Here is a 17,864-nt window from a genome sequence, read left to right on the forward strand (position 1 = left end):
ACTCGGCGCCTTTCAAGGTGATCGGGGTTCAGAAAGGTGGATCAACGCAATGTTGCTGTCGTGTTGTCGGGCGATTGCCGGGCGCCCGTCTTCGGGCTGCGACGGCGCGCACTGGTGGCCGCCTGTGTCGCCGGATTTTCTCTGGGGCAAGTTGCTCACGCAGCGGTGGAAGTGGCCGCGCCGGCCGACATCCAGCGCCGGCAGAACCAGCAGGCCGAATCCATTCGCGACCAGGCCAATAGCCGCCCGGACGTCTTCACCGACAGTCAGGCCAGCGCCGCTCAGGATGACGAAATACCGCAGGACGCGGCGTGTTTCGACATCGTCCGTGTGCAGGCGTCTTCCCCGGAGTTTCCGTGGCTCGAGCAGTGGCTGCGCCAGGCGGAAGGGCGATGCATCGGCAGAAACGGTCTGCTCTGGCTGCAGCGGCACGCCAATGATGCGCTGATCCAGCGGGGCTACATCACGTCGCGCGTGCTGCTTCCCGGGCAGACGCTGTCGGGCGGCGTGCTGACGTTCGACATCGTGGCTGGCCGCGTCGCGGCGATCGAAGTCGCTAGCGAAGGCGAGGGCGAAGACGGAGGCGAAGCACCGGCTCCGCAACGGCTTGCGCGTGCCATGGCCATGAGCGCCGGTGACCTCCTGAACCAGCGCGACGTCGATCAGGGCCTCGAAAACCTGCGCCGCCTCGTCGGCCAGAGCGATGCGACGATCGACATCGTCCCGGGCGATGCCTTCGCCCAGTCGATCGTTCGCATCCATCCAGGTACCGGCCGGCGCGTTCAGGCCGGCCTCGGCGCCGATAACCTGGGGCTCGATGCGACCGGAAAATATCAGCTCGCGGGCACGCTGAGCATCGAATCCCCGCTGGGTCTTGCCGACCAGCTGCAAGTCTGGGCCGGCGCGAATGCCGACTATGGCGCCGGCAAGGGGAACCTCTCCTACGGCGGCAACTGGAACGTGCCGTTCGGCTATGGCTCACTTTTTGTGGGCGCCACGCGTGCCCGCTATCAGCAAACGCTGTCGCTCGCGAGCATGCCCTTCGTCTACAGGGGCACCAGCTCCGAAGTGACGGCCGGCGCGAGCCGCGTCGTGTTTCGCAATTCGACGGCCCGTACCCAGGTGAGCGCCCGTGTCTACCGGCGCATTTACCGCAACTATCTGGCCGACGCGGAACTTGCCGTCCAGCATCAGGACGTGACCGGGTTCGAGCTCAGCGCCACGCACCGCCAGTACTTCAGCACGGCCGGCGTAATGGGCACGGTGAGCTGGCGCCAGAACTTCGCGGGGCTCTCGGCGGTGCCGGGCATGGCGCCCGGTATCGGCGTGACGCCGGCGCTCCAGGCGCTGACCGGCACGCTGATCGCGTACGTGCCCCTGACGCTCGCCGGCCACAAGACCGCGTATCAGATGACGTGGACCGGCCAGTACGGCCGCACCCGGATGACCGCCAACGATTTCTTCCCGATCGGCACGCGCGCGACCGTACGCGGCTTCGACGGCCAGACGACGCTCGCCGCCGAAAGCGGCTTTGCCGTGCAAAACGAGTTGCAACTGCCTCTGCACGGCCAGACGGCCTTCGCAGGCGTCGACTTCGGCAAGGTCAGTGGCCCGAGTGCAAGGAATCTGAGCGGCACGTCGCTCGCTGGCGCGGTGGTCGGCGTGCGCGGCCAGATCGATCGTCCTGGGCCGGCCGCGTTGTCCTATGAAATCAGCCTGGGCATGCCCCTAAGCAGGCCCGCCACTTTTTCGACACACAAGCCGGTGCTGCTTGCGCAGTTGAGCGGGCAGTTTTAACTGATGCGAGCCGTATCGGCGTGTCGGATTCCCCGAGGCAATCGCCTCCCTCCTCCTTAAGAGAGACACAATGTCAAAAATCACTCAAAAAGCTGTCCGGGTCCGCCCACTCACCCTGCTCGTCGCCGCCGGGCTGCTCGTGCCGGTTGCGTCGAGCTGGGCGCAGGTCGTCGTCGACACGGGCGCGGCGGGCGCACGTCCGACGCTCTCGGGCGGCATGAACGGTTCGCAGATCGTCAATATCGCAAAGCCGACTGCGGGCGGTGTGTCGGTGAACAACTTCACGGCGTACAACGTCGGTGCAAACGGCCTTGTGCTGAACAACGCGACCGCGGCGACGAACAGCACGCTTGCCGGACGCCTCGCGGCCAACGATCAGCTCGGCGGCAGCGCCGCCAGGGTGATCCTGAACCAGGTCACGTCGGGTAACGCTTCGCAACTGCTTGGCACGACCGAAATCGCGGGCAACAAGGCCAACCTGATCGTCGCGAATCCGAACGGCATCACGTGCAACGGCTGCGGCTTCGTGAACGCGCCGCGCGTGACACTGACGACGGGCGCCGTCAATCTCGACAAGAACGGCAACGTGGCGAACATCGACGTGAGCAAGGGCGAGATTTCGGTCGGCGCCGACGGCCTCTCTGCTCCCGCCAGCCAGATCGACCTGATCGCGCGCGCCATGCGCATCAACGGCGCCGTGAAGGTGGGTTCGAAAGTGACCGCGATCGCGGGCGCCAACACGGTCGACTACGCGAGCGGCAAGGAAACCGCCAAAGCCGCGACGGGCAGTGCGCCGCAAGTGGCGATCGACGTCGGTGCGCTTGGCAGCATGTACGGCAGCAGCGTGCGCATGGTGGGCACGGAGAACGGCGTCGGCGTGAACATCGGCGGCATGGTCGATTCGCTGTCGGGCGACCTCGAGCTGTCGAATGCAGGCGCGCTGTCGATCAAGGCCGGTGGCGGCTTGCGCTCGACGCACGACACGAAGGTCACCACCTCGGGCGACGTGTCGATCCAGGGGGTACTCGGCGCGCGAAACGCGGCGACGATCCAGTCGGCCGGGCTGTCGAACCAGGGCTTCATTTATGGTGAAAACAGCATCAGGCTCGTCGCGGGTGGGGGCGCCGGCACGATCGACAACAGCAACGGCGGGTTGATTGAAAGTCTGGGTGCAGTCGGCGTCTCCGCCGGTTCGCTCGACAACAGCAACGGCGGTACGGTGTTCGGTGAAAAGTCCGTGCAGATCAACGCCGCGCGCGTGGTCAACGACAACGACGGCTGGCTCAATACGGATGGCCGCCTTGACGTCACCGCCAGTTCGCTCAGCAATGCCGGCGGTGTCATGAAGGGCAACACCATCGCCGTGCGCGGTGACCGGTTCGACAACACGCGCGGCGCCGTCAACGCGACCAGCCGGATCGATGTCACGACCGGCACGCTCGTCAACGCCAATACGCTTGTCGACGTCGACACCTATTCGAGCGGAGAGGATGGATGGGGCCGCCCGACGTCCGGACTGGTCGCCGGCAGCGTCAGCCTTAACGTCGGCACGCTGGACAACCATGCGGGCAAGGTGCGCGCAAACGACGTCAGAATCGTAGCCGACAGCGTGAACAACGCGAACGAGGGCAGCCTGCTTGCGCAGAGTGCGTTGAACATGAAGGTGACCAACACGTTGAACAACGCGTCGGGCAAGATCAGCGCCCTCGGCAATGTCAATCTGACCGCCGGCGATTTCGTGCTGGACGGCGGCTCGGTGGACAGCCAGGACGGTTACGCGTCGGTCAAGCGCATCCGTTGAGGCGGCTCCGGCTGAGCAGGTCCGTATCGTCCCGCGGGACGACCACGGACGGTTGAAAAACGGCAGATCGGGCGCGGTAGCGCCCGATCTGCCGCTTCGGCCGGCGCCATTCAGCGCCGGCCTCGTTCCTATTTCGCGACCACCACGGGAATGCCGCTCAACGCGCCGCTGCCGCGCATATGCGACAGCGCTTCCTGCACGACAGCCGAAGTCGCCGGTTCCACGTTCATGCCGCGCGCGAGCGCGCGTTCGCGTGCCTTTGCCGCGACCAGACTGTTCAGCTTCACCGGACCGTACCCCCGCACGCGCTGCATGATCTGGGCAAACTCGATCGCCTGATCGAGCGAAGCGGGCGTCAACGTGCGCAGCAGGGCGTCGGTGGTCGTTTCGTAGTCCGTTGCCAGCGTGCGTTCCATCCGGCGTTCGAGCGAGCGGCCGAACAGATCGAGCGGCGTGCCGCGCAGCGAGCGGATCTTCGCGAGGCCGCCCAGCACCGGCCACATCCACTGGCCGAACTTCACCTTCTTCGGACGCTCGCCGTGTGCGGCGCGCGTGACCGTCGGCGGCGCCATGTTGAAGCCGATGCGAAAGTCGCGGCCCGCGATGCCTTCGAATTGCGCTTCGATCGCTTTCCTGAATGCGTCGTCGGCGTAGAGGCGCGCGACTTCGTATTCGTCCTTGACCGCGAGCAGCTTGAAGAAGGTTGTCGCGACCGCGCGCGTCAGCGGTTCGCTGGCCGGCGTGCCCGTCGCCGTGGCAGAAGAAACCTGCCGTTCCGCGGTCCGCACCCGGTCGACCAGCGCACGGAAGCGCTTCACATACCTTGCACCGCCGTATGCCGCGAGACGTGTCTCGCGATCGGCGATCACGGCATCGACGTCGAGCGCTTCGTGATTGGCCACGGCGAACGGCAGCGCGACTGCATCGGCGCGTGTGTGTAGCAATGCATCGAGCGCAGCCGGATCGGCGGCGGCCACGCGACCGATGGCGAAGGCCAGCTTGTTCGCTTCGATCGCCACGTTGTTCAGTTCGATCGCCCGCATCAGCGCCGCGAACGACACCGGCACGAGACCCAGTTGCCACGCAAACCCGAGCATCAGGATGTTCGCGCCGATCGTATCGCCAAGGAAGCGGCCCGCGAGCGCCTGCGCGTCGCACGTCGACAGTCGTTCTTCTCCGGCGGCGTGGCGCATCTTGTCGATCAGCGCGTCGGCGTGAAGATTCGCGTCCGGGTTCTGCACGAACGACGCGTTCGGAATCGCATGCGTGTTCACGACGATGCGCGTGCGGCCATGACGCACCGTTTGCAGCGCATCGCTGCTCGCGCCGACCACCATGTCGCATGCGAGCAGCACGTCGGCCTGCTGCGTGTCGATGCGCACCTGATTGAGCCATTCGTCGCGCGCGGCGAAGCGCACGAACGACAGCACCGAGCCGCCCTTCTGCGCAAAGCCCATGAAGTCGAGCACCGACGCGCTCTTGCCTTCCAGATGCGCGGCCATGCTGATCAGCGCGCCCACCGTCACGACGCCCGTGCCGCCGACGCCCGTCACCAGAATGTCGTACGGCGCGGCGTCGAGATGCGTGACCGGCACCGGCAGCGCGTCGACGCGCTGCGCGAGCGCGGCCGGATCGAACGCGTTGCCGGCGGCCTTCTTCAGCTTGCCGCCTTCGACCGTGACGAAGCTCGGGCAGAAGCCGTTGACACACGAGTAGTCCTTGTTGCACGACGACTGGTCGATACGGCGCTTGCGGCCCAGCGTGGTTTCAAGCGGCTCGACCGACAGGCAGTTCGACTGCACGCCGCAATCGCCGCAGCCTTCGCAGACGGCTTCGTTGATGAAAAGACGCTTGTCCGGATCGGGAAACTCGCCTTTCTTCCGGCGGCGGCGCTTCTCCGCCGCGCAGGTCTGGTCGTAGATCAGCACCGTGACGCCGTTCGTCTCGCGCAGCACGCGCTGCACCGCGTCCATTTCGTCGCGGTGATGGAACGTGGTGCCGGCGGGGAAGAGGCCATGATGGCCGTCGTACTTTTCAGGCTCGTCGCTGACCACGACGAAGCGCGACACGCCTTCCGCCTCCACCTGACGCGCGATCTGCGGCACCGAGATGCTGCCGTCCACCGGCTGGCCGCCGGTCATCGCGACGGCGTCGTTATAGAGAATCTTGTACGTGATGTTGGTTTTCGCCGCGACCGCCTGGCGGATCGCGAGAATGCCCGAGTGGAAGTAGGTGCCGTCGCCGAGGTTCTGGAACACGTGGCGCGTTTTCGTGAACATCGAATGCGATGCCCAGTCGACGCCTTCGCCGCCCATCTGGATGAGGCCCGTCGTGTCGCGCTCCATCCACGAAGCCATGAAGTGGCAGCCGATGCCGGCCTGCGCGATCGAGCCTTCCGGCACCTTCGTCGACGTGTTGTGCGGGCAGCCCGAGCAGAAGTACGGCGTGCGCTTCACGGCGTCGGCGGCGTTCGAGAGAATCTGCGGCGCGACCAGATCGACCACGCGCTCACGGCGGTCGAGCGCTGGCTTGTGCCGCGCGAGCCAGTTCGCGAACACCGGCAGGATGCGCGACGGCCGCAGCTCACCCAGCGCCGACAGCAGCAGCGAACCGTCCGCGGCGTACTTGCCGAGTACGACCGGGCGCGCGCCTTCGCGGCGGTTGTACAGATAGTCCTTGATCTGTTGTTCGACGACCGGACCTTTCTCCTCGATCACGAGCACTTCCGACAGCCCGTCGACGAACGTATCGATGCGCCCCATTTCCAGCGGGAACGACAAGCCGACCTTGTAGATCCGCACGCCGGCCGCTTCGAGATCGGCGACGGTGAGGTCGAGCCGGCGCAGCGCTTCCATCAGGTCCAGATGCGCCTTGCCGCAGGTGATGATGCCGACATCCGCGTGCGGGCTCGGCGCGATCCATTTGTCGATGCTGTTCGTGCGCGCGAAGTGGCGCACCGCATCGAGCTTGGCTTCGAGCCGCGCTTCGATCGACAGGCTCGGCAGATCGGGCCAGCGGTTGTGCAGCCCGTCGGCGGGCGCGACGAAACCGGTCGGCACGCTCCATTCCGTTTGCAGCGCGTCGAGATCGACGGTCGAACCGGATTCGACCGTCTCCGAAATCGCCTTGTAGCCGACCCATGCCCCCGAAAAGCGCGACAGCGCCCAGCCGTACAGGCCGAACTCCAGCATGTCCGCGATGTTCGACGGATTCACGACCGGCATGTGCCACGCCATCATCGCGAAGTCGCTCTGATGCGGCATCGACGACGACACGCAGCCGTGATCGTCGCCCGCCACCACCAGCACGCCGCCATGCTGCGACGAGCCGTACGCGTTGCCGTGCTTCAGCGCATCCCCGGCGCGATCGACGCCCGGCCCCTTGCCGTACCACATCGCAAACACGCCTTCGACGGTGCGCTCCGGATCCGACTCCACGCGCTGCGTGCCGAGCACGGCGGTGCCGCCGAGTTCCTCGTTGATCGCGGGCAGGAAGCGGATGTCGCTCGCGTCGAGCAGTTTCTGCGCCTTCCACAACTGCAGGTCGACCATGCCGAGCGGCGAGCCGCGATAGCCGCTGATGAAGCCGGCGGTGTTCAGTCCTCCCGCCTTGTCCAGCGCGCGCTGCATCAGCGGCAGGCGCACGAGCGCCTGCGTGCCGGTCAGGAAGATGCGGCCGCGCGTGGCAGTCAGATTGTCGGAAAGACGGTATTCGGCGAGGGCGGGCGTGCCGTCGACAGGCAGTCGTGCGGTCATTGGGGGTGTCTCCTTGTTATCGCTTCGCTGGAACGGAAAAGACAGCGCAACGCCGTTGCAGCGAAAGAGACTCTATTTTTTATCGCCAATTGGAGTGTTTTTTTACTAACTCGGGGCGACGCGCGCGTATTCGCGCGAGCCCCCGGGCGATTTTTCGCCCTTTTGAGTGAGTTCTACCGGCGCCGTTCCAGCGTGCCGGCGCGCTGTTGGATATCGCATGCGCAACCGGGTCCGCTTGCCGCGCGACGGGGCGCCGCAAGCAGGATCGTTGAGTGTGGAAACGTGTGCTTACGGGAACGAACGTGGCCTGGGAATGCCCGCGCCGTGCTCGATATCGGCGACCGCCTGACGATGCGCGGATTCGACTGCTTCGCCGGGTTCGCCGAAGCCCGCGTCGCCGCCCACCGTGGTCCACGGCTGGACAGGTTTATCGCGGTGACGGATTTCGTATTCCGCGTCCCATCGCGCGCCCTGCAGTTCGAGCGGGCGCACATGGATCGCGTACACACCGTAGAGGAAGAGCTGTTCAGCCATCTTCGCCTCCAGCCGGTTGGTCCGGAAATGGCGTCGGCGGCGGCGTGGCCGCGGCGCCGGGTCTACATAGACCGTGTGACCTTCTGCTGCGTCTAGAGTTCGATTTCGCCGAGGATGCGGTGGGCGAGCGCCTTGGCTTCCTCGAGCGCCTCTTCGGGCGTCGCTGACGTGGCTTCGACTTCGTAGACGGTGTTCTCCTGCTCGTCACCGTCGTCGCGCCCGAGCGAGACGACGCCTTGATACTTGTCGACTGCCAGTTCCCGGACGGTTGCGATCGCCGTGTAGATACCCTTGGTGTAGGTGAGCTCGGCCATGATGCAACTCCGGCAAGTGGGAGATTCCATCGTAGCACGCGGATTAAACCCTTACCGGCGCATGCTCATGCGAGTGCATCGGGCGTATCGAACTCAAACGCGCGCGCCGCACGCAGGCCGCGCGGCGCGTCTCGATGCATTGGCCGCCTAGTCTTCCAGCAGCGCGACGACTTCGTCGAGCGTCGGCGAATGCGCGCCCGAATGGCGGCACGCGGCCGCGCCCGCCGCCAGCGAAAACGCCAGATGTTCGGGCCACGTGCGTTGCGGCGCGGTCATCAGACTGAACAGCAAGCCGCCGATCGACGCATCGCCGGCCCCGACGGTGTCGGCCACTTCGACGCGCGGCGGCCGGTCTTCGTATACCGCATCGCCGACGAAGAGCGTCGACGTGTCCGGCCCGCGCGTGACGAGCACCGTCGCGGCAGGATTCAGCGCGCGCAACTGCGTGAGCGCGGCGGCTTCGTCGCCGGTCCTGAACAGCAGGCGCAGGTCTTCGTCGGAGACCTTGATCAGGTCGGCGAGCGCGGACATCTTGCGCAGGATCGGCTCGTAGCCGTGTTCCATCAGGTTGCGGTAGTTCGGGTCGTAGCTGATCTTCACGCCGCGCGCGCGCAGGTCGGCGGCGAGCTTTGCGAGCGTATCGCCAAGCGGCTGGCGCACGAGGCTGATGCAGCCGAAGTGTGCCCACTTCACCTGTTCCATCCAGCCTTGCGGCAGCAGCGACGGATCGAACGCGAGATCGGCGCTGTTGTCGCCCATGAAGAAGTAGGTCGGCGGATGCGTCTCGTGGACGATCGCCAGCAGCGGCGAGCGGTCGAAGCGCTGCATGAAGCGCATGTCGAGGTCGGCCGCGACGCTCGCGTTCCAGATCGCGTCGGAGAAGCAGTCGTTGCCGAGCGCACCCACCGAGGCCGTGCGCAGCCCGAGCCGCGCGACGGCGCGCGCGACGTTCCAGCCGGCGCCGCCTGGCACGGAGAGCCAGCGCGAGTCGTCGGTGCGGACCATGTCGGTCAGGATGTCGCCGGCTGAAACGAAGAAGGGAAATTCGGTGCTCGTTGTCATGGTGCTCACCGTGCGGATTCGACAGGCGCGTCGGCCAGTGCGTGCGTCAGCACTTCGTAACACGCGCCCATCGTGTGATAGTCGGTCTTGCCGGCCGGGCTCTTTTCGTCGCTGTACTTGCGGTTGTCGCACGTGAGGATGCGATACCACGCACCATACCGGTGATCGACGAAGTGCGCCCAGCTGTAACGCCAGATCTCGTCATACCAGTCCCAGAAACGCTCGTTGCCCGTGCGTTTGCCGAGCAGCGCGGCCGTCGCGAAGGTTTCGGCCTGCACCCAGAAGTATTTGTCATGATCGCAGACCGTGTGGTCCGGGCCGAAGCCGTAGTACAGGCCGCCGTGGTTTTCGTCCCATGCGTGCGTCATCGCGGCGTCGAAGAGTTCGATGGCGCGCGGCAGCAGCCACGGCAGCGGACGATGACGTTCGAGAATCAGCAGCAGCTTCGCCCATTCGGTCTGGTGTCCCGGCTGAAAACCCCACGGACGGAAGATGTTCGAGCTGTCTTCCTCGTTGTAATGCCAGTCCACCGACCAGTCCGCGTGGAAATGTTCCCACACGAGACCTTGCGACAGCTTCGCCTGCCGCAGCGTGATATTCGACGCGACGCGTTCCGCCCGGTCGAGATACACGAGATGGCCGGTCGCTTCGTACGCGGCGAGGAGCGCCTCGGTGGTGTGCATGTTCGCGTTCTGGCCGCGATAGCTCGACACGTGCCAGTCGGCCGATGCCTCGTCGGCGTAAAGACCGGCGGCGGCGTCCCAGAAGCGGTGTTCCATCAGCTCGAAGGTCGCGGCGATCATCGGCTTCGCTTCCTCGATTCCCGCCATCGCCGCGTGCGAATACGCGAGCAGCACGAACGCGAGGCCGTAGCAGTGGCGCGTCGAATCGAGTACGCGCTTGTGGCCGTCGCGCCATTCGAGCTCCCAGTCGTAGCCTTCGTGCTGGGCGTCCCAGTGCGCGTCGTGCAGAAAGCGCATGCCGTGGCGGGCGTATTCGAGATGCTGCGGATCGCCGAACTGACGGTATGCCATCGCATAGTTGAAGACGTAGCGGCAACTGCTCACCAGGTGGCGCGTGGTCTTGTCGTAGATCGAGCCGTCGTCGCGGAAGAAGTGGAAGAAGCCGCCGCCCGGATCGAGCACGTTCGGCGCGTAGAAGCGCAGCGTGTCCTCGATGTGCGAGAGCAGGAATTCCGGTTCGCGGAAGCTGGCGACGGGCGGCACGGACACCGCGGCTTCGGCGTGAGGGTTGGCGTGATTCAGGTCGGGTTGCGTCATGGCTTTTTCACCGAAGTGCTGGCACGGGCTATGAGTTGAACAGGCAGGCGGACTTCCGTTTCGGCTGGCGCGTCTTCGAGCAGCAGCTCGACGCCGCGCCGGCCGAGCGCTTCCTTGTCGACGGCGATCGTCGACAGCGGCGGCGTGGCATGGGCCGCCGCGGGAATATCGTCGAAACCGATGATGGCGATGTCTTCCGGCACGCGCAGGCCGCGCGCGAGACAGACGCGCATCGCGGCGAGCGCGGCGGCGTCGTTGTAGGCGAATACCGCGTCGACGCGCGCGCCCGGGGCGTCGAGCAGGCGCTCCATCGCCTGGGCGGCGCCGGTGTCGGGATCGAGGCCAGCGTTCATGGCGACTTCGAGCGACGGGTCGAACAGCAGGCCCGCCTCGAAGAACGCGCGACGGTAGCCGAGCGCGCGCTGCGCGATGCTGAAATGCGCGAGCGAGCCGCCGATAAACGCGATGCGGGTGCGCTTCTGCGCGAACAGATGCCGCATCGCGAGCGCCGCGCCTTCGGCGTTGTCGAGATTCACCGAACGCAGGCCGGGTGCCCACAGATCGATCAGCACGAGCGGCCGCTGCATTGCGACGAGCGTGGCGAGCGTCTCCGGTTCGACGAACCCGGCGACGGCGACCGCGTCCGGCGAATGGACGCGCATCTGCTGGATCACGTCTTCGGTCGGGCCAGCCGTCAGCAGCGACGGCACGATGCCGCGTTCGCGGCACGCGTCCTCGACGCCGTGCAGCACGTGCGAAAAGAACGGGCTGACGGTGAAATTGTTGTGCTGGCGATGCAGCAGGAACGTGAGCCGGCGGATACGCGGACGCAGTTGCGCGGCGTCGTAGCCGAGCTGTCGCGCGGCCTCGACGACGCGCACACGCGTGGCATCGGAGAGACCGGGCTGGTTCTTCAACGCGCGTGAGACGGTGCCGATCGACACGCTGGCCGCGCGCGCGACGTCACGGATGGTTGTCCCCATGTACGTATGGCTGGCCGGGAAGGCCGCTGGTTTCGAGTCCGGAGATTGTATAGTAAAACGGTCTCCAGAAAACCCGTACGGCACGGTGTTAACCCGCGTAAAGCGCTGTATTCAATGGCTGTGATCGTACTTTTATGTGTTTAGTAAAATGAACTAAACGAGCCGCTGTTCATGCGTCTGGTGGGCGAGCGCGGGCGACGGCATCCTCACGATGCCGGGTTGCCGTGTCAGTTCGATGTGATGTCTGGATCGAGCCGCAGCGCGTTCGTGGCGCTTGCCGTGGGCGCGCGTGCGGGTTGCTTCGGGCGGGCGTTCAGCCGTCGTCCATGCTTTGCGATTCGATGCGCCCGCGCAGGAGCGCATCGCTTTCGGCGCTGTCGATCAGGACGAAACCCGAAGGTTCCTGTTTCGCCCGACGCTTCGCCAGCGCCGCAACCGAGGCGATTTCCTCGCTCGTATAGCGCGCGTCGCTATCCGGTTTCACGCGCACGCTGCCGATCGCCATCGTCACGAAACTGAAGAACGTCGAATTGCCGCGCCGGTCTTCGCCGTGAATGCCGCCCGCCAGCCGGTCTGCCGGCGCGTAGAAACGCTGCGCGCCTTCGTTGAAGGCGTGGATCGCGCCCATTGCCCGTTCGAGCCAGTCCTCGCTCTGGAACAGGATCAGGAAATCGTCGCCGCCGACGTGCCCGAGAAAATCGCGCGTCGGCTCGCACACGTCGGCGAGCACGGCGGCCGCGAACTTCAGCACCTCGTCGCCCTGCCAGTAGCCGTATTCGTCGTTGAACGGCTTGAAGTGATTCAGGTCGACGTAGCACGCGCAGAACGTGGCATCGTTGTTGACGAGCCGCCCGATGTGCGAGCTGATCGGAATGTTGCCCGGCAGGAACGTCAGCGGATTCGCGTAGCGCGCCGCTTCGATGCGCACCTCCGTGACCGCGCGCACGAGTTTCTCGCCGGTGCCGAGGCCGGCGTACCTGCCGTCATCGGTAATGACGAAGCCGTCGGCGAGATAGCGCTGGTCGTCGCTCGCGAGCAGTTTCGCCATCTGCTCGACCGTCATCGATTTTTCGATGACGACCGGCGACGCGTTCGCGAACAGCAGGCACGGGCGCTTGCCGAACAGCTCGCGGTGATACGGCAGCGCGTAACGGTCCATGAACGCGCGGCGGTTGATGAGCGCGACCGGCTCGTCGTTCTCGACGACGGCAACCGCATGCAGGTCCGGCAGGCGGTTGAAGAGATCGAGCACGTCGTTATTCGTCGCTTCGCGCGGCAGCGCGGGCGCATGCACGAGCATCCTGTCCGACGCCATGCCGCCCGACGGCGATGCGCTCACGGTACGCGTCGTCTCCGGGAACACCGCGATGTGATGCGCGCGGATGGCCTCGCGGGCGTCGTCGCTGACAAGGCGCGACGGCCGCGCGTGTGGGCGCCCGAAGAAATACCCCTGTCCGCAACCGATCCCCATGTCGCGCACGACGATCAGGTCCGCTTCGTTCTCGATGCCCTCCGCGACGAGCCGCGCGCCGCTCGCGTTCGCGAAATGCTGCATCGCCTTGACGGCCTCGAACTTGAGCGGGTCGCTCGCGATGTCGTGAATGAAGAAGCGGTCGATCTTCACGACGTCCGGTTGCAGGCGCACCCACAGGTTCATGCTCGCGTTCGCCGTGCCGTAATCGTCGAGCGCGAACTGCGCGCCGGACGAACGTAGCGCCCGGATGATCGGCAGGAAGCTGCCGATGTCCGGAATCGCGCTTTGCTCCGTCAGTTCGATCACGATCCGGTTCGCCGCGACGCCCGACTGCCGCAGGAGCGAAAGCGTGCTCTCACTTGCATCGGCGAGCGCGTGGATGGCGCCGGCGCTGAAGTTGAGAAACAGCTTGCCTTCGCATTCGAGGCGCGCGAATGCCTCGATGCATGTGCGCGCCGCGGCACGTTCGAGTGCGATCGCGCAGCCTTCGGCTGCCGCCTGCGCGAAGAGCGCGTGCGGCGCTTCCAGCAGCGAGCCGGACGGACCGCGGATCAGGCCTTCGTAGCCGAGGATCGTCCCGTCGTCGAAATCGACGATGGGCTGGAACACCGCGGACAGATCGCGACGGGCAATCAGATCTTCGATGCCCGACGAGGGTTGGCCGAGGGGCGAGCGAACAGACATGGACGGGTTTGCCGAAACGAGGGGACTGTCGGCTTAACGGCCGTTATGCGTCGCAATTAAGTGAATCTTTCGTGAATCGTTGCACCGTGCTGGTGCGTGGCGGATGTGTTGTGGGTGTCGTTGGCTAGGCCATCCGGCCGAGGTGACGGCGGGCGCGGCGTCGCGTGAAATAACAAAAAAGCCGCACACGGCGGCTTTCCAGTTTCACGAGGGTTGTTGCCTCGTCGTACTCTCGCTCAGGAGATTTCATGGTTTATCTGTTCGACGCATCCATCCGCTCAGCGGCGCGCAACCGTGGCTGGCCCGGCTTCCTTGCTGGCGGCGCGCTTCTCGGGGCTGATATCGCGGGCGCCCCAGCGCTGCGCGAGCGCGGCACACACCATCAGCTGGATCTGGTGGAACAGCATCAGCGGCAGCACCACGGCCCCCACCGCATGCGAGGCAAAAATCACCTTGGCCATCGGCACGCCGGCGGCGAGGCTTTTCTTCGAACCGCAGAAGATGATCGTGATCTGATCCGCGCGGTTAAAGCCAAGCCGCTTGCTGACGAACATCGTGAGCGCGAGCGCGACGGCGAGCAGCACCGAACACACCACGAGGAGGCCCGCCAGGGCGGCGAGCGGAATGTGATGCCAGATGCCTTCGTTCACGGCTTCGCTGAAGGCGCCATACACCACGAGCAGGATCGAGCCCTGGTCGACGAACTTCAGCACGCCGCGGTTACGCTCGATCCACCGGCCGATCACCGGGCGCAGCAGCTGCCCGGCCACGAACGGCACGAGCAGTTGCAGCACGATGCTCCATACCGTGTGCCACGCCGAAGTGCCGCTGGCAGCCTGGTTCGTCATGATGACGCTGACGAGCGCGGGCGTGATGAAGATCCCGAGCAGGCTCGACGCAGACGCACTGCACACCGCGGCGGGCACGTTGCCCTTCGCAATCGAGGTGAACGCAATGGAGGACTGGACCGTCGATGGCAGCGTGCAGAGGAAGAGAATGCCCGCATAGAGCGCCGGCGTGACGAGCGGCGAAAGAAGCGGTTTGAGCGCGAGGCCGAGCAGCGGAAAGAACGCGAACGTGCTTAGCAGCACCACCAGATGCAGTCGCCAGTGCGTTGCGCCCGCGATGATCGCCTCACGCGACAGTTTCGCGCCGTGCAGGAAAAACAGCAGCCCGACGGCAATGTTCGTCACCCAGTTGAACGCCACGGCTGGCTGGCCGGACACGGGCAGCAGGCTGGCCAGGATGACGGTGCCGACGAGGCACAGCGTGAAATTGTCGGGAAGCAGTTTGGGGCGGGCCATCTCGGAAATCTCGAAGCAATAGATGCAGTGTGACGCGAAAAACACTGGCGCGCGAAGAAGGGCGCCGGTCACGAAAAGCAATCAATGGAAACGCCTATTGTCCGGCGTTTTCGATTGAATAAGCAAATTCATTTGATGAATCGATTAATGCGTATCGCGCATGTTGCAGGCGCGCTACGCCTCTGGTCAAAGGTTCGATTTCGTCTGACGCAATGCATCCGGCTGAATTGACTGACCCGTTCCGGGTCGCCGGATCAGGTGTGCCGGACTTCTGCAATCCACTCCCCGGAGAACCTTGATTCATGCGATTTTTCACGAAAAACCCTGCCGTAACATGGTGTTACAACCCTTCCGGCGGCATAACATTTTTTGGCTCGACACGTCGGATGGCCACCCATAAATTACTGCTCACAGGCCATTGGGAAGTCGTCGGGCCCGGTGCCCGGTCGCCGGTGTACACGACGCTCAAATCAGGTTCCGCCGATGCTCGAACGGTGAACCTGCGGCGGATCGTCGAGCAGGTGAAGGATCGTGAACGCAGGGTATTCGAGGGGGTTGCACTGGCTGCTGGGCGCACTGTTTGCGCTCATGGCTACGCTCGCCTTCGCGAAACCGTCGTTTGCTCCGCACGACAACCTGCCTCGCGGTGCCGCTCCCGGCGGCGGGTTCTTCCGGCCGGTGCAGCAGAATGCGCCGGGCGGTCACTGGTATGGTCTGCAAGCCGCTACCCGCATGGGCCAGGGCGACCGCAATCCTGGCATGACCCGACGCCCGGCGCCGGCGTATAGCGGCTTGACGCGCCTTGCCGCACAGGATCGTCCGTTCCGCGCCGACGGCAAGCCGGTCCGTTATGCGGGCGCGATCACGCCGGTGAGCGCCGAAGGTCGCCCAGTGCCGCGTCCTCCCGTCAACGCACCGGTTGTCCGCACCGGATCGATCCGTGCCGACGTCGCCCGCTATAACGAAGAGCGCGGTGCCGTGCGCTCCATTCCCCATCCGCCGGATGACGTTGCGCGTCCACCGCCACCCTCGCCGTATCGCAATTGAGCGCAGCTGATTGTCGCTGCGGAGCGCCTGCCGTGCCTCGCCGTTCCATACTGAATGAGTCATCACCCTGACTCTGGCGAAGCTCACCCACCCCACGCGAACATTCTCCTTACACCCGCCTGAACAGATTCCGTGCGTTTGCTGTCCGACATCGCTCAAGATTTCGGTCTCCCGAACGTCATGGCCTGCATGGTTTTCCGCGCCAGCCCGTCTTTTCCTGCACCTGTGATCAGCCACCGGTCGTCGTCGGGCAGCGGGCGCGCTTCGCTGACGCCCGTCAATATGACGCGCGCGCACCACACTTTTTTGACCAACCCAATCTTCACGGCACGATTCGGCCTTCGGTGAAGAGCCGGTTGCGGCAACGCATCATGCACGCACGGTTTGCGCGTGCCGCGCGTCTACAGGGGCAATGGCCAGCGTGCTTGCGGCGAACTGGAACGCATGTCGCACTGCGGTCTGCGCCAGGTACGAGCGTGCTTTATCAGGCCGTTATCCGAAGAAACTAAGCGGGCCCATATACCGGCAATAACCAGACATATTTTTTTTCACAAAAATGGTCCGCAAAGATAGTCTCCGCCCACTGACCCAGATCAGCTCGACGACCTGACGGACAACAACAACCGTTTGCGCGAGTGAACCCGCCGCGCCAGCCACGCTTACTTTCGACAAAGACAGGAGAATCCATGAAAACAAACGTCAGCCGCACGCTGAAGACCGCTCTCAAGGCAACCGTGATCGCCGGGCTGCTGGCAGGCGCATCGACTGCGTTCGCGCAGTCGAGCGTTCAACTCTATGGACAGGTAGACGAGTGGGTTGGCTCGCAGAAATTTCCGGGCAACCAGCGGTCGTGGGTTGTGTCGGGTGGCGGGATGTCGACTTCGTACTGGGGCATGAAGGGTGCGGAAGACCTCGGCAACGGCTACAAGGCGATCTTCACCCTGGAAGGCTTCTTCCTCGCGCAGAACGGTCAGTACGGCCGCTTCACCGGCGACACGATGTTCTCGCGTAACGCGTACGTCGGTATCGAAGCGCCGTGGGGCACGCTGACCGCCGGCCGCCTGACGACGTCGCTGTTCGTCTCGACGATTCTGTTCAACCCGTTCACCGACTCGTACGTCTTCTCGCCGATGGTGTATCACACCTATCTCGGCCTTGGCACGTTCCCGACGTACAACACCGATCAGGGCGTGACCGGCGATTCGGGCTGGAGCAACGCGGTGCAGTATCAGTCGCCGAACTTCAACGGCCTGTCGGCGAGTGCGATGTACGCGCTCGGCAACACGACCGAGAACGGCGCGAAGAAGTGGAGCGGCCAGGTGCTGTATTTCCACGGCCCGTTCGCGGCGACCGCCGTGTATCAGTACGTGAACTTCAACAACAGCCCGGGCGACCTGACGAATCCGGGTGCGTCGGGCGTGCTCGGCCTGAAGAGCCAGGGCGTGGGTCAGCTCGGTTTGACGTACGACCTGAAGTACGTGAAGTTCTTCGGCCAGTACATGTACACGAAGAACGATCAGGGCGCGCTTGGTAGCTGGCACGTCAATACGGCGCAGGGCGGCGTGACCGTGCCGGCGGGTCCGGGCACGGTCATGGCGTCGTACGCGTACTCGCGTGACGGCGGCGGCCTCGACCAGACGCGTCAAACGGCAGCGCTCGGCTACGACTATCCGCTCTCGAAGCGCACGGACGTCTACGCGGCCTACATGTACGACAAGATCAGCTCGCAGTCGTCGGGCGACACGTTCGGCGTCGGTATCCGCGCGAAGTTCTAGGCGTCATAGCGTCGCACACGCGCATCACGGGTCTCGTTCGCAGCGCAACGCGGC

At 65.0% G+C, this 17,864-nt stretch carries 13 protein-coding genes; 4 read left to right on the plus strand and 9 right to left on the minus strand.

Features of this window, described 5'->3' with window-relative positions; translation table 11 throughout:
• Nucleotides 1–36: 36 nt before the first annotated feature.
• Together BLV45_RS00370 and BLV45_RS00375 are read left to right on the plus strand one after the other, a co-directional pair.
• A complete protein-coding gene (locus BLV45_RS00370) occupies nucleotides 37–1,797 on the plus strand; it encodes a ShlB/FhaC/HecB family hemolysin secretion/activation protein (protein ID WP_090527346.1) in 1,761 nt (586 codons plus the stop codon).
• Between the two features lie 70 nt (nucleotides 1,798–1,867).
• Complete coding sequence (locus BLV45_RS00375) at nucleotides 1,868–3,598, plus strand: two-partner secretion domain-containing protein (protein ID WP_090527349.1); 1,731 nt, start codon at nucleotides 1,868–1,870, stop codon at nucleotides 3,596–3,598.
• Nucleotides 3,599–3,726: 128 nt separating this feature from the next.
• Here BLV45_RS00375 and BLV45_RS00380 read toward each other — a convergent pair whose 3' ends face one another.
• The 8 genes from BLV45_RS00380 to BLV45_RS00415 form a co-directional block, all read right to left on the minus strand.
• Nucleotides 3,727–7,353, minus strand: coding sequence for an indolepyruvate ferredoxin oxidoreductase family protein (locus BLV45_RS00380; protein WP_090527352.1), 3,627 nt, complete (start codon nucleotides 7,351–7,353; stop codon nucleotides 3,727–3,729).
• Nucleotides 7,354–7,641: 288 nt separating this feature from the next.
• Nucleotides 7,642–7,887: a hypothetical protein gene (locus BLV45_RS00385; RefSeq protein ID WP_090527355.1), complete on the minus strand. Its 246-nt coding sequence runs from the start codon at nucleotides 7,885–7,887 to the stop codon at nucleotides 7,642–7,644.
• A gap of 92 nt (nucleotides 7,888–7,979) precedes the next feature.
• Nucleotides 7,980–8,201: a hypothetical protein gene (locus tag BLV45_RS00390; RefSeq protein ID WP_090527358.1), complete on the minus strand. Its 222-nt coding sequence runs from the start codon at nucleotides 8,199–8,201 to the stop codon at nucleotides 7,980–7,982.
• Between the two features lie 147 nt (nucleotides 8,202–8,348).
• Nucleotides 8,349–9,263, minus strand: a complete 915-nt coding sequence (locus tag BLV45_RS00395) for a carbohydrate kinase family protein (protein WP_090530884.1) — start codon at nucleotides 9,261–9,263, stop codon at nucleotides 8,349–8,351.
• A gap of 5 nt (nucleotides 9,264–9,268) precedes the next feature.
• A complete protein-coding gene (locus BLV45_RS00400; RefSeq protein ID WP_090527360.1) occupies nucleotides 9,269–10,543 on the minus strand; it encodes an AGE family epimerase/isomerase in 1,275 nt (424 codons plus the stop codon).
• Nucleotides 10,540–11,526, minus strand: a complete 987-nt coding sequence (locus tag BLV45_RS00405) for a LacI family DNA-binding transcriptional regulator (protein WP_090527363.1) — start codon at nucleotides 11,524–11,526, stop codon at nucleotides 10,540–10,542. The genes BLV45_RS00400 and BLV45_RS00405 overlap by 4 nt, the downstream gene beginning before the upstream one ends.
• 313 nt (nucleotides 11,527–11,839) lie before the next feature.
• Nucleotides 11,840–13,684, minus strand: coding sequence for an EAL domain-containing protein (locus BLV45_RS00410; protein WP_090527366.1), 1,845 nt, complete (start codon nucleotides 13,682–13,684; stop codon nucleotides 11,840–11,842).
• Between the two features lie 278 nt (nucleotides 13,685–13,962).
• Nucleotides 13,963–14,988 (minus strand): bile acid:sodium symporter family protein, encoded by a 1,026-nt coding sequence (locus BLV45_RS00415; protein ID WP_090530888.1) that lies wholly within the window; start codon nucleotides 14,986–14,988, stop codon nucleotides 13,963–13,965.
• A 588-nt stretch (nucleotides 14,989–15,576) separates the two neighbouring features.
• Between BLV45_RS00415 and BLV45_RS27360 the strand changes: the two genes are divergently transcribed.
• Nucleotides 15,577–16,035 carry a hypothetical protein gene (locus BLV45_RS27360; RefSeq protein WP_176954041.1) on the plus strand — a complete coding sequence of 153 codons (459 nt, stop codon included), beginning with the start codon at nucleotides 15,577–15,579 and terminating at the stop codon, nucleotides 16,033–16,035.
• 155 nt (nucleotides 16,036–16,190) lie between these two features.
• On the opposite strand, the gene BLV45_RS27365 is transcribed toward BLV45_RS27360, so the two are convergent.
• Nucleotides 16,191–16,361: a hypothetical protein gene (locus BLV45_RS27365; protein ID WP_176954042.1), complete on the minus strand. Its 171-nt coding sequence runs from the start codon at nucleotides 16,359–16,361 to the stop codon at nucleotides 16,191–16,193.
• Nucleotides 16,362–16,721: 360 nt separating this feature from the next.
• Here BLV45_RS27365 and BLV45_RS00425 point away from each other — a divergent pair, with 360 nt between their 5' ends.
• Nucleotides 16,722–17,810, plus strand: a complete 1,089-nt coding sequence (locus BLV45_RS00425; protein WP_090527369.1) for a porin — start codon at nucleotides 16,722–16,724, stop codon at nucleotides 17,808–17,810.
• The last annotated feature ends 54 nt before the right edge of the window (nucleotides 17,811–17,864 follow it).

The organism is Paraburkholderia sartisoli (genome assembly GCF_900107685.1).
Taxonomy (GTDB): Bacteria; Pseudomonadota; Gammaproteobacteria; order Burkholderiales; family Burkholderiaceae; genus Paraburkholderia; species Paraburkholderia sartisoli.

Excerpts from the sequence above, each read along its gene's own strand:
- BLV45_RS00385 (WP_090527355.1), bottom strand. The coding sequence starts at position 7,887 with ATGGCTGAACAGCTCTTCCTCTACGGTGTGTACGCGATCCATGTGCGC.
- BLV45_RS00405 (WP_090527363.1), bottom strand. The coding sequence starts at position 11,526 with ATGGGGACAACCATCCGTGACGTCGCGCGCGCGGCCAGCGTGTCGATC.
- BLV45_RS00390 (WP_090527358.1), bottom strand. The coding sequence starts at position 8,201 with ATGGCCGAGCTCACCTACACCAAGGGTATCTACACGGCGATCGCAACC.
- BLV45_RS00425 (WP_090527369.1), top strand. The coding sequence starts at position 16,722 with ATGAAAACAAACGTCAGCCGCACGCTGAAGACCGCTCTCAAGGCAACC.
- BLV45_RS00400 (WP_090527360.1), bottom strand. The coding sequence starts at position 10,543 with ATGACGCAACCCGACCTGAATCACGCCAACCCTCACGCCGAAGCCGCG.
- BLV45_RS27360 (WP_176954041.1), top strand. The coding sequence starts at position 15,577 with ATGGCTACGCTCGCCTTCGCGAAACCGTCGTTTGCTCCGCACGACAAC.
- BLV45_RS00415 (WP_090530888.1), bottom strand. The coding sequence starts at position 14,988 with ATGGCCCGCCCCAAACTGCTTCCCGACAATTTCACGCTGTGCCTCGTC.
- BLV45_RS00380 (WP_090527352.1), bottom strand. The coding sequence starts at position 7,353 with ATGACCGCACGACTGCCTGTCGACGGCACGCCCGCCCTCGCCGAATAC.
- BLV45_RS00375 (WP_090527349.1), top strand. The coding sequence starts at position 1,868 with ATGTCAAAAATCACTCAAAAAGCTGTCCGGGTCCGCCCACTCACCCTG.
- BLV45_RS00410 (WP_090527366.1), bottom strand. The coding sequence starts at position 13,684 with ATGTCTGTTCGCTCGCCCCTCGGCCAACCCTCGTCGGGCATCGAAGAT.
- BLV45_RS00395 (WP_090530884.1), bottom strand. The coding sequence starts at position 9,263 with ATGACAACGAGCACCGAATTTCCCTTCTTCGTTTCAGCCGGCGACATC.